Genomic DNA, 12240 nt, shown 5'->3' with positions numbered 1-12240 from the left:
GAAAAATTCTAATCAAATTTAAAACATTGGAATACAGCGCTATATAGCGGAGTTCTACACTTACTATTTAGCGCTGTATTCCAATGTTTTAAATTTGATTAGAATTTTTCTTAAATTTGTAGTTTAATTTTTCCGAATGGCAAAGCAAGAAGCAGCAGATATTAAGAATACGATTTTTATAAAAAACGCACACCTTAATAATCTTAAAAATATAGATGTCCGAATTCCTAAAAACAAATTAGTCGTTATTACGGGAGTTTCCGGAAGCGGTAAATCTTCTCTGGCGTTTGATACGCTCTATGCAGAGGGGCAGAGGCGTTACGTGGAGAGTCTTAGCTCTTATGCAAGACAGTTCCTTGGGCGGTTGGAAAAACCAAAAGTAGATGATATCAAAGGATTGGCACCTTCCATTGCCATTCAGCAGAAAGTGATTTCCTCTAATCCCCGCTCTACAGTAGGGACTTCCACAGAGATTTACGACTATCTGAAGTTGCTTTTTGCCCGTATAGGGCGTACATTCTCGCCGGTATCTGGAGAAGAGGTGAAGAAAGACTCTGTATCTGATGTGGTGGACTTTGTTTTAAGTCATATAGGCGAGTCGTTTCTCTTATCTGTGTCATTGGAGTATTCGTTAGAAAATTTCTCTGAAATACTGAAAAAATTAAAGGCAGCAGGATTCACAAGATTGGAAATAGAGGGGAAAATAGCAGGTATAGAAGATTTGGAAAGTTTTGGCTTTACCCCACAGGAGGGGATGAATATCCATATTGTGATAGACCGTTTTGTAGCAGAGGAGAACGAAGACTTTGCACATCGTCTGGCGGATTCTGTACAAATGGCTTTCTACGAAGGACACGGAGAATGCGTGCTGAAAAATATAGATACAGAGGCTCAGAAAATATTTTCAAATAAATTCGAAGCAGACGGGATAGACTTTTTAGAACCGAATATTCATTTTTTCAGTTTTAATAATCCTTACGGTGCGTGTCCTACTTGCGAGGGCTATGGCAAGGTAATAGGAATAGATGAGGATTTGGTAGTGCCGGACAAATCGCTTTCCGTTTACGAAGGCGCTGTGGCGTGCTGGAAAGGAAATACGATGATGGAGTGGAAGATGGCATTCATTAGAAAAGCAAAAGACTTCCCAATACACAAACCTTATTTTGAGCTTACGAAAGAACAAAAAAAAGTACTCTGGTGGGGAGATGGCACCAGGAGCTTTCCGTGTATTGACAATTTTTTCAAAATGCTGGAGGAAAACCTTTACAAGATACAATATAGAATTATGCTTTCTCGATATAGAGGAAAAACCACTTGCAACGACTGCGATGGATTGCGGTTACGCAAAGAAACCTCTTGGGTAAAGATAGACGGGCATAACATCCAATCATTGATAGAGCTTCCCCTTGACGAACTTTTACCGTTGGTAAAAAATCTTAATCTTACCGTTCACGAAGAGGCTGTCGCCAAAAGACTTCTCTACGAAATCACAAGCCGTTTGGAGTTTTTGCTTAAAGTAGGCTTGGGTTACCTTACGCTTAATAGAACTTCTGGTACGCTTTCCGGCGGAGAGAGCCAGAGGATAAATTTAGCGACCAGTCTTGGCAGCTCTTTGGTGGGTTCTGTTTATGTTTTAGACGAACCTTCCATTGGGCTTCATTCAAGAGATACAGAAAACTTGATAGAGGTACTCAAGCATCTGCGTGATTTAGGGAATACGGTGGTCGTGGTGGAGCACGACGAGGATGTGATGAACGCAGCAGATTATATTATAGACATAGGCCCAGAAGCCGGATATATGGGAGGGGAGCTTGTATTTGCAGGAGATTTCAAAGCATTGAAAAAAGCAGATACGCTTACCTCAAAATATTTGACGGGGAGGCTGGAAATAAAGGTTCCCGAAAGACGCCGAAATCCTAAGGAATTTATACATATAAAGGGTGCTCGGCAGAATAACCTCAAGAATATAGATGTTGATATTCCGCTGGGCTGTTTGGCAGTAGTTACTGGCGTTTCGGGTTCGGGTAAATCTACGCTGATAAAAGATGTTTTGGCTAATGACATTCAGATACAGCTCGGGCGTGGAGGCAAAAAAGGGGACTACGACGGTGTAGAGTTTCCAAGCAAAGTCATTAAAAATATAGAGCTGATAGACCAAAATCCGATAGGGAAATCCTCGCGTTCCAATCCTGTAACTTATCTAAAAGCCTACGACGATATCCGTGATTTGTTTGCGAACCAAAAATCGGCAAAGCTGTTGGGGTTTAAGCCTAAGCATTTCTCTTTTAATGTAGATGGTGGCAGATGCGATGAGTGCAAAGGAGAGGGCGTTGTCACGGTGTCTATGCAGTTTATGGCAGATATAGAATTAGAGTGCGAACATTGTCACGGCACACGCTTCAAGCCTGAGATTTTGCAAGTGAAATTTGACGAAAAAAATATCTCGGATATTCTGCATATGACGGTAGATGAGGCGATTCGGTTTTTTGAAGAAAATCATTATCAAAAAGTTGTTACAAAACTGAAATCGCTGCAAGAGGTAGGCTTGGGTTATTTACAGCTGGGGCAAAGTTCTTCTACGCTTTCCGGAGGAGAGGCACAGCGTGTTAAGCTGGCATCGTTTCTTACCAAAGGTGTTACGACGGAGAAGACTTTGTTTATTTTTGATGAACCCTCTACGGGATTGCATTTTCATGATGTTGATAAACTTCTGAAATCGTTTCAAGCCTTAGTAGAGCTTGGGCATTCGGTAGTAGTAATAGAGCATCAGATGGATATTATAAAAAGTGCAGACTGGATAGTGGACATTGGTCCGGATGCAGGTAAAAACGGAGGGCAAGTGGTATTTTCCGGAACGCCCGAGCTTTTGGCTAAGGAGCGGAACTCTCACACAGCTAAATACTTAAAATACAAATTGAATTCATAAGAATTGTGTATATTGCAAGACTTAAAATTATAACTAAAATTCTTAAAAAGTGATAAATTTTTACAAACTAAAAGCAGCACCGCTTTTTTTGCTTGCAGGAACATTTTTATACGCACAGCAGAAAGATTCTATTAAAACTAAAAACATAGATCAGGTAGTGTTGGTAGGATATGGTACCAAAAAGAAAAAAGACCTCACAGGATCTGTTACCAGTATCTCTGCCAAGGATTTTAACGGAGGAATGGTTTCCTCTCCGGAACAACTGATACAGGGGAAAGCCGCCGGAGTGCAAATTACTTCTAACGGAGGAGCACCAGGCAGTGGTTCTTCTATAAGGATACGAGGGGCAGCATCCCTCAATGCTTCTAACGACCCTTTGATTGTTATCGATGGAATGCCGTTGGACAACAATGGCATCAATGGTGCCGCAAATCCATTATCTCTTATTAACCCTGATGACATAGAGTCTTTCAATATTTTAAAAGATGCGTCTGCCGCAGCTATCTATGGGAACAGAGCAACAAACGGGGTTATCATCATTACCACTAAGCACGGTAAAAAAGGCAAACTGAGAGTAGGGTATAGCAGTACCACTTCTGTATCCGAGAAGTTTGGCAAAATAAAAGTGCTCGGAGGAGACCAATACAGAGCATTGGTAAATGAAATTTCACCGAATGAATACAAGGCACTTCTTACCAATTATAATACAGACTGGCAAGATGCCATTTATCAATTAGCACCGGGGTTTGATAATAATATTACCTTTTCCGGAGGTTTGGGCAGTTTGCCATATCGCTTGTCCATAGGTTATCTTAATCAAGACGGAATTATTAAAACCAATAATATCAAAAGAACTACGGCAGGAATTAGTCTCAGCCCTAAGTTTTTCAAAAATAGCTTGAGTGTTAATCTTAATTTGAAAGGGACTTACGCAGAGAATAGATTTGCAGACAGTGAGACGATAGGCTATGCCATAGCTTTTGACCCTACGAAGCCTATTTATGATAAAGCAATGCCTCAGCTTGGCGGATATTGGGAGTGGCTGGATCCGGCTAAAAACGAGCCAATCACTTTGGCACCTAAAAATCCGGTGTCTAATCTCTTCCAAAGATGGGATATCTCTTATGTGAGAAGGGTATTGGGTAATGTACAGTTTGATTACAAACTTCCTTTCCTTCCGGACTTGAGAGCCAACCTTAATCTAGGTTTGGATTATGCCGATTCTAACGGGCATGTGATTGCAGCACCTACATTGGCTTCTGCATTTTATACCAAAGGTACGAATAGAGATTACAGCCAAAATAAAAAGAACAGACTGTTAGAATTTTATCTGAACTATACTAAAAAGCTACCTTCTCTAAAATCTGATTTTGATTTAATGGCAGGGTATTCTTACCAAAAATGGAATGAGAACACGCCATTCTCGCCTACGATTTATGGAGATGGAACTCAGGTTCCTGCGACCGGTGTAGATTTCTTTACTCAGAATATTCTGTTGTCTTATTATGGAAGACTTAATTATACCTTTGATAAAAAATATTTACTAACGGCTTCTATCCGTAGAGATGGTTCTTCCAGATTTAGCGAAGAAAACCGTTGGGGCTATTTCCCGTCAGTATCATTGGCGTGGAGAATGGACCAAGAGGATTTCTTGAAGGATAACAAATCTATCTCTACCCTCAAACTTAGAGGAGGTTGGGGCATTACCGGACAGCAAGATATAGGTTCCAACTATCCTTATTTAGCGATATATGGCTATTCGGATGGAGGTGCTAACTATCAGATAGGTGACCACTTCTATACACTAATTCGTCCGAGTGGATATGATAAAAATATTAAGTGGGAAACTACGGAGACCAAAAACATAGGATTGGATTTTGGTTTGTTCAAGGATAGGGTTTTATTCACGGTAGATGCTTATAAAAGAAAAACCAAAGATTTATTAAGTATAGTTCCGGTTCCTGCAGGAGTAAACTTTACCAACTTGCTAATGAGCAATGTAGGGGATATGGAGTCTAAAGGACTGGAGTTCTCACTAACTTCCAAAGTGATAGATAACAATGATTTCACTTGGGATATTAGTGCCAATGCGACATTTCAAAAAGCTGAAATCACCAATCTTTCCGTTACCAATAATCCGGATCAGAAAGTACTGACAGGAGGTATAAAAGGAGGTACAGGGAATACTGTCCAAGTGCAAACTGTAGGCTATGCGCCTAATTCTTTCTATGTGTACCAGCAAAAATATGACAGCAATGGAAAACCGATAGAAGGGGAATATGTAGATAGAAACGGAGACGGTAAAATCAACGAACAAGATTTGTATCAAGACCATTCACCGATGCCTAAGGCGATATTCGGATTGTCTTCAAGTTTCAGATACAAAAATTGGGATTTAGGCTTTGCCCTAAGGGCAAACATAGGAAATTATGTGTATAACAATATGAACTCGGAATATGGCTACTCTCACGCTTTGGAGTCTAGCAGCCACTTGAGAAATCTTACGGCAGATTATTATAATACGAGATTTAAAGACGCTCAATACTTGTCCGACTACTATGTGGAAGATGCATCTTTCCTTAGAATGGACAACATAAGCATAGGATACAACTTCCCTACTTTCATTGGGAATGGAAAACTTAGAATTAATGCCACTGTAAACAATGTCTTTGTGGTTACCAAATATAGGGGTTTAGACCCTGAGGTATTCAATGGTATTGACAATAATTTCTATCAAAGACCGAGAGTATATTCTTTAGGTTTTAATATTAAATTTTAATCCTTAACAAAATGAAATCAAAGTATATAAAAATAATTGCAGCTATTGGGATATTGGGTTTTTCGTTACAGTCTTGTGAGAGAGATTTGAACAAATTCGAAAGTAGCAATGTCGTATCAAAAACAGTTTATGCAGACTTTAGTAATTACAAAGGTGTCTTAGCAAAATGCTATGCAGGATTAGCCGTAGGAGGACAAAACGGAGGTGATGGTGCCGCAGATATTGGCGGGATAGACGGCGGTATGTCCAGCTATCTGAGACAATATTTTCAGTTGCAAGAGCTACCGACAGACGAAGCAGTAATCGGATGGGGAGATGCCGGTTTGCCGGATTTGCATAATATGAATTGGAGTTCAAATAACCAGTTCATTACCGCAATGTATTATAGAATTTATTATCAAATTACTTTGGCTAATGAATTTATAAGAGAAACCTCAGACGGTAAACTGGACTCAAGAGGCATCACAGGACAAGATGCAGAGACCGCCCGCCTTTACAGAAACGAAGCAAGATTTCTAAGAGCATTGAGCTACTATCACGCTTTGGATATGTTCGGAAATGTTCCTTTTGTAGATGAAAACACAGAGGTAGGCGTAAATCCGCCGCCGAGAATCACAAGAGAAAAATTATTCGAGTATGTAGAGTCTGAGCTGAAAGATTTAGAAACAAAACTAAAAGACCCAAGAACCAATGAATATGGTAGAGCTGATAAAGCCGCTGTGTGGATGCTTTTGGCAAAATTGTACCTAAATGCGGAGGTCTATACAGGTAAGCCAAGATACGATGAAGTGGTAAAATATACAGAGAAAGTCATCAATGCAGGCTATTCTTTGAAACAGAATTACGGAGAGTTATTCTTGGCAGACAATAATTTGGATAACAACGAAGTCATCTTTTCTATAAATTTCGATGGGGTACATACCCAGACATGGGGCGGAGCTACCTATATTATCCACGCAGGAATAGGCGGCAAAATGGATGCTTCTAAGTTCGGTGTCAATGGCGGCTGGTGGGGCTTGAGAACCACTAAAAATTTGGTGGATAAATTCCCTGATACAGAGGGAAGCAAAGACCACCGAGGCGTATTCTTTACAGACGGACAATCTTCGGATATCAATGATGTCTCTACTTTTACAGACGGATATCCTTTGGTAAAATTCAAAAATGTAACGAAAGACGGAAAGCCTGGCTCTGACACATCAGGAAACTTTGTGGATACAGATTTCCCGCTATTCAGATTGGCAGATGCTTATCTAATGTATGCCGAGGCTGTACTGAGAGGTGACGGAGGCAGCACAAACACGGCACTAATGTATGTGAACAAACTCAGAGAAAGAGCTTACGGAAATGCTTCCGGAGACATTACAATGTCTCAGCTCAACCTTGATTTTGTTTTAGATGAAAGAGCGAGAGAGTTAGCGTGGGAAGCGACGCGTAGAACAGATTTAATCCGATTTGGAAAGTTTACTTCCGGTAGCTATATTTGGGCTTGGAAAGGAGGCGTAAAAGACGGAGCAAGTGTAGATGATTACAGAAAACTTTATCCTATTCCTGCTAAAGATTTGATTTCAAATCCTAATCTAAAACAAAATGAAGGTTACTAACTTTATGAATAAAATTATAATAAAAGTGTTGTTTTTAGCAACACTTTTATGCTTTTTAATCTAAAAATAAAATTTTATGATATCAAAGAAAACGATTACAGCTCTACTAATCCTTTTTATGGAGATTGTTTCGGCTCAAAGTCTTAAATCGCCGGATGGAAATTTTCAAATGAATTTTGTCCTTAGAGATGGAATTCCTTATTACAACTTATCTTACAAAGGTGAGACCATATTGGAAAATTCAAAATTAGGCTTCAAAATTTACAAGGAAACAACTTATAATTTCAAGGATATTACCAATCAAGAAAGTTTGGATTTAGCCTCTGATTTTGAGAAAGTAGATGAACAGCGTAGTACCAAAAACGAGAATTGGAAACCGGTATTGGGCGAAAAGAAATTTTATAAAAACCATTATAACGAATTGGTGATTACGCTTCATAATAAAGCACAAGATAGAAATATCATAGTGAGATTTAGGTTATTTAATGACGGGTTGGGTTTCAGATATGAGTTCCCTCAACAAAAAAAACTAAACTATTTTATCATCAAAGATGAGCTTACAGAATTTAAGTTCCCTACGGATATGAAAGCGTGGTGGATTGCCGGAGATTACGATACAGAGGAATATGTTCCTCAGACCACCAAAGTCTCTGAAATTCCGTCTAAATGGGCTTCTGCTGTAGAACAAAACGCCTCGCAAACACCTATTAAAAATGGCGTTCAAACACCATTGATGCTTAAAAGAGAAGGAAAAGCACCGCTTTATTTCAATCTGGCGGAGGCTGCGGTAATAAACTATCCGGCTTCTAATCTGATTGTAGATGCCAAGAATTACAAATTTACCATTGATTTAACACCAGATGCTCAAGGTGCCAAAGGCTACATACAGACTTCTGCCGTCACCCCTTGGCGTACCATTATTGCAGCACCAAGAGCAGAGGAGGTATTGGCTTCCAAAATGATATTTAACCTTAATGAACCTACGAAATATCAAGATACTTCTTGGATTAAACCAACCAAATATATGGGCGTATGGTGGGAAATGATTATTGGTAAATCCCAATGGGCATATTCCACAGCCGATAATGTGAAAATAGGAGAGACGGATTTTACTAAACTTACCCCTAATGGTAAACATGCTGCTAATAACGAAAGGGTTAAACAATATATTGATTTTGCTTCGGCAAACGGTTTTGACGCTCTACTTGTGGAAGGCTGGGATATCGGTTGGGAGGATTGGTTTGGAAAATCCAAAGAATTTGTGTTTGATTTTCTTACGCCGTATCCGGATTTTGATATTAAGATGCTGAATGATTATGCTCACAAAAAAGGTATTAAACTGATAATGCATCACGAGACTTCTGGTTCTGCTGCCAACTATGAACGCTGGGCAGACAGGGCTTTCGGATTGATGAATAAATACGGTTATGATGCCGTAAAAACAGGCTATGTGGGAAACATTATTCCGAGAGGAGAACACCATTATAGCCAATGGATGATCAATCATTATAATAGAATTGCAGAAAAAGCAGCCGAGTATAAGGTTATGGTTAATTCTCACGAATCGGTTAGACCAACGGGACTTAGCCGGACTTACCCCAATTGGATAGCTTCAGAGGCGGCGAGAGGTACAGAGTATGAGGCATTCGGAGGTAATAATCCGGACCATCAGACAATACTGCCTTTCACAAGATTTATGGGGGGAGCTATGGATTATACGCCGGGTATTTTTCAGACGAAGTTAGATTATTATTTCAAAGGGGACAAACGCTTTGTGAAAACTACTTTGGCTAAGCAGTTAGCGCTCTATGTCGTGATGTATTCCCCGCTTCAGATGGCGGCAGACCTTCCTGAAAATTATGCCAGACATATGGACGCATTTCAGTTCATCAAAGATGTGGCATTGGATTGGGACGATACCAAAATATTAGCTGCAGAACCAGGAGATTACATTCATATTGCCCGAAAAGCAAAAGGAACGGATAACTGGTTTGTGGGAGGAATTACAGACGAGAATGCAAGAACTTATATCGTAGATTTTTCATTTTTAGATAAAGGCAAAAAATATATTGCAACAATTTATGAAGATAGTAAAGATGCCGATTATATCAATAATCCTCAGTCTTATCATATTTATAAAAAAGAAGTGGATAGCCATAGTAAAATCAAAAAAAGATTAGCAAGAAGCGGTGGCTATGCTATATCTGTAGTGCCTAAGAAGTAAAAGATTAAGAGCTTGTGTAGAAATTAAACGGGATCTTGATAAAAATAAGAATATCATTATAATTTATTTATTAAATTTGCAGAACTAAAAAAAAAAGTAAAAATGTCAGGACAAGCAAGTTATCTATTTTCTACAAGAACGAGTAGTGGATTAGCCCAAAAGATAGCCCAACATTATGGACAGAATTTAGGCGAAATCAATTTTCAACAATTCAGTGACGGCGAGTTCGAGCCGGTACTTAATCAATCCGTAAGAGGAGGGAGAGTGTTCTTAATTGGTTCTACATTTCCTCCGGCAGACAACCTTTTGGAGCTGTTGCTTATGATAGATGCGGCAAAAAGAGCCTCTGCCAAAAGTATTACCGTAGTATTACCGTACTATGGATTGGCAAGGCAAGATCGTAAAGACAAGCCAAGGGCCCCTATCGGAGCGAAGCTGGTAGCAAACCTACTTACAGCAGCAGGAGCTACCCGCATTATGACGATGGATCTTCACGCAGACCAAATTCAGGGTTTCTTTGAAATTCCGGTAGATCACCTTTATGCATCTACTATTTTTGTGGATTATATCAAGTCATTGGCATTAGAGAATCTTACCATAGCCTCACCGGATATGGGAGGAGCGAAAAGGGCGAAAAACTATGCCAGCCATTTGGAGGCAGAAGTGGTGATTGCTTATAAAGAAAGGAAAAAGGCGAATGTGGTAGAGGAAATGTTTTTGATAGGAAATGTAGAAGATAGGAATGTTATCCTAATAGATGATATGATAGATACCGCCGGTACACTATGCAAAGCCGCCAATATTTTAATAGATAAAGGAGCGAAGTCGGTAAGAGCAATGGCTACTCACGCGGTGCTTTCGGGTAATGCGTATGAGAATATAGAAAACTCAAAAATTACAGAAGTCATCGTAACGGATACAATTCCGATTAAAAATAATTTGTCATCTAAAATAAAAGTGCTAACTTGCGCCCCATTATTTGCAGAGGTAATGAAACTGGTGCACGAGCATAAGTCTATTCGTGAGAAGTTTATTATCTAAATGTAAATTAGAATTTTAATTAAAATATATTTTAAAAATCTTTATAAATGAAATCTATTACAATTCAAGGAAAGAAAAGAGAAAGCGTGGGCAAAAAGTCTACAAAAGCTTTACGCGATGCTGAATTAGTTCCTTGTGTTGTTTATGGAGGAAGTGAACCATTGCATTTTTCTACTGAAGAAAAATCATTCAAAAATTTGGTTTATACTCCAGACGCACACACGGTATCTTTAGAGGTAGATGGGCAAACTATCTCTGCAGTATTGCAAGACATTCAGTTTGACCCAATCACCGATAGGATTTTGCATGCAGATTTTTATCAGCTTAGTGCGGACAAGCCTGTTATCATGGAAGTGCCAGTTAGGCTTACAGGTAGAGCAAGAGGTGTAGTCGCAGGGGGTGCTCTTAGACAATCTTTCAGAAAATTAAAAGTGAAAGCATTGCCGGCTAACTTACCGGATGAAATCGTAATTGATGTAACAAAACTAAGAATTGGAAACAAAACTTATGTTGGGGATATCAAATCTAATGATTATACTTTTATGCATCCGGACAATGCTGTGGTAGTGGCAGTTAAGATGTCAAGGACAGCAATGAAAGGAGGTGTTGCAGATGACGATGACGAGGAAGAAGAATCTGCAGAATAAAATATAAAAGCAGAAACTAAAAAATCCCACCGAATAATATTTTCGGTGGGATTTTTTTTGATGAAAATTTTCAATATTTGGTATAATGTGTAAAATTGCTTGGAAATTCTTATCTTAGCACGATGTGTGAATTTGAGATAAAATTTAGTTATTGAAAAAGATTGTAATAATAAAATGGAAGCATTTGTAACTTCGGAAGTGAAAAAGAATATTGCAGAAATCACTTTTGGCACGCCTAAAAGTAATGCTCTGCCGGGCGTGATATTAGAAAAATTGGCAAAGACTATTTTAGTTGAGGCTGAAAAGAAGGAGGTGAAAGCCATTCTTTTGAAATCAGCAGGGGAGAGGGCTTTTTGTGCAGGGGCGAGTTTTGACGAGCTATTGGCTATTGAAGATTTGGAAGCTTCTAAAAGATTTTTCGGAGGATTTGCCAAAGTGCTTGATGCTATGCGTAAATGTGGAAAAATAGTAGTGGCAAGAGTTCAGGGGAAAATTACAGGGGGAGGAGTAGGTATTGCTTGTGGGGCAGACTATTGTTTTGCTACGGAAGATGCGGGGTTGGCTCTTACAGAGATTAATTTGGGGATAGGTCCGTTTGTGATTGGCCCTTATGTAGAGCGTAAGGTTGGGAAATCTCAGTTTGCCGCTATGGCGATAGATGCAGAGTTTAGAAGTGCGGAATGGGCCTATAGGAATAATATTTATCATTCTGTATCTAAAAATATTGAAGAGATGGATATTTGTATTTCTGATTTTATGGAGCGGCTTTCTTCTCGGAGTGATGAGGCATTGGCTTTAATAAAAAAAGTAAGCTGGGAGGGGACTGTCCATTTTGAGGAATTGATGCCTGAGCGTATCTATATGAGTGCCTCTCTTGTGCTGGAGGAGTCTGCGAAGAAAAGTATCGAAGCCGTCAAGATTAAACTTGGAAGTAAGAGAAAAGATTGATTGTAAATTTTTTTTTTGAAGAATAATATTTGAGATATACTATTTTATAGTATAAACTGATTTTGTAGATA

At 39.1% G+C, this 12240-nt stretch carries 7 protein-coding genes; all 7 read left to right on the top strand.

What is annotated here, in order from left to right; all coding sequences use genetic code 11:
- Nucleotides 1–136: 136 nt before the first annotated feature.
- The 7 genes from uvrA (at nucleotide 137) to BLS89_RS04240 (ending at nucleotide 12169) form a co-directional block, all read left to right on the top strand.
- A complete protein-coding gene (uvrA, locus tag BLS89_RS04270) occupies nucleotides 137–2926 on the top strand; it encodes an excinuclease ABC subunit UvrA (protein WP_092736262.1) in 2790 nt (929 codons plus the stop codon).
- Nucleotides 2927–2975: 49 nt separating this feature from the next.
- Entirely contained in the window at nucleotides 2976–5705 is a 2730-nt protein-coding gene (locus BLS89_RS04265; protein ID WP_092736261.1) for a SusC/RagA family TonB-linked outer membrane protein, read from the top strand.
- Nucleotides 5706–5716: 11 nt separating this feature from the next.
- Nucleotides 5717–7309 (top strand): RagB/SusD family nutrient uptake outer membrane protein, encoded by a 1593-nt coding sequence (locus tag BLS89_RS04260; protein WP_092736260.1) that lies wholly within the window; start codon nucleotides 5717–5719, stop codon nucleotides 7307–7309.
- A gap of 76 nt (nucleotides 7310–7385) precedes the next feature.
- A complete protein-coding gene (locus tag BLS89_RS04255; RefSeq protein ID WP_092736259.1) occupies nucleotides 7386–9533 on the top strand; it encodes a glycoside hydrolase family 97 protein in 2148 nt (715 codons plus the stop codon).
- A 102-nt stretch (nucleotides 9534–9635) separates the two neighbouring features.
- The gene (locus tag BLS89_RS04250) at nucleotides 9636–10574 is read left to right on the top strand and encodes a ribose-phosphate pyrophosphokinase (RefSeq protein ID WP_092736258.1); all 939 of its coding nucleotides are present in this window, start codon (nucleotides 9636–9638) and stop codon (nucleotides 10572–10574) included.
- Nucleotides 10575–10621: 47 nt separating this feature from the next.
- Nucleotides 10622–11221: a 50S ribosomal protein L25/general stress protein Ctc gene (locus tag BLS89_RS04245; protein WP_092736257.1), complete on the top strand. Its 600-nt coding sequence runs from the start codon at nucleotides 10622–10624 to the stop codon at nucleotides 11219–11221.
- A 174-nt stretch (nucleotides 11222–11395) separates the two neighbouring features.
- Nucleotides 11396–12169 (top strand): enoyl-CoA hydratase/isomerase family protein, encoded by a 774-nt coding sequence (locus BLS89_RS04240; RefSeq protein ID WP_092736256.1) that lies wholly within the window; start codon nucleotides 11396–11398, stop codon nucleotides 12167–12169.
- The last annotated feature ends 71 nt before the right edge of the window (nucleotides 12170–12240 follow it).

The organism is Riemerella columbipharyngis (genome assembly GCF_900101995.1).
GTDB classification, from domain to species: Bacteria; Bacteroidota; Bacteroidia; order Flavobacteriales; family Weeksellaceae; genus Riemerella; species Riemerella columbipharyngis.
Note: the sequence above shows the minus strand (reverse complement) of the source record. Positions and strands in the feature narration are given on the sequence as shown.

Bases quoted from the DNA above. Each gene is read 5' to 3' on its own strand.
- BLS89_RS04260 (WP_092736260.1), top strand. From the start codon at position 5,717: ATGAAATCAAAGTATATAAAAATAATTGCAGCTATTGGGATATTGGGT.
- BLS89_RS04245 (WP_092736257.1), top strand. From the start codon at position 10,622: ATGAAATCTATTACAATTCAAGGAAAGAAAAGAGAAAGCGTGGGCAAA.
- BLS89_RS04240 (WP_092736256.1), top strand. From the start codon at position 11,396: ATGGAAGCATTTGTAACTTCGGAAGTGAAAAAGAATATTGCAGAAATC.
- uvrA (WP_092736262.1), top strand. From the start codon at position 137: ATGGCAAAGCAAGAAGCAGCAGATATTAAGAATACGATTTTTATAAAA.
- BLS89_RS04255 (WP_092736259.1), top strand. From the start codon at position 7,386: ATGATATCAAAGAAAACGATTACAGCTCTACTAATCCTTTTTATGGAG.
- BLS89_RS04250 (WP_092736258.1), top strand. From the start codon at position 9,636: ATGTCAGGACAAGCAAGTTATCTATTTTCTACAAGAACGAGTAGTGGA.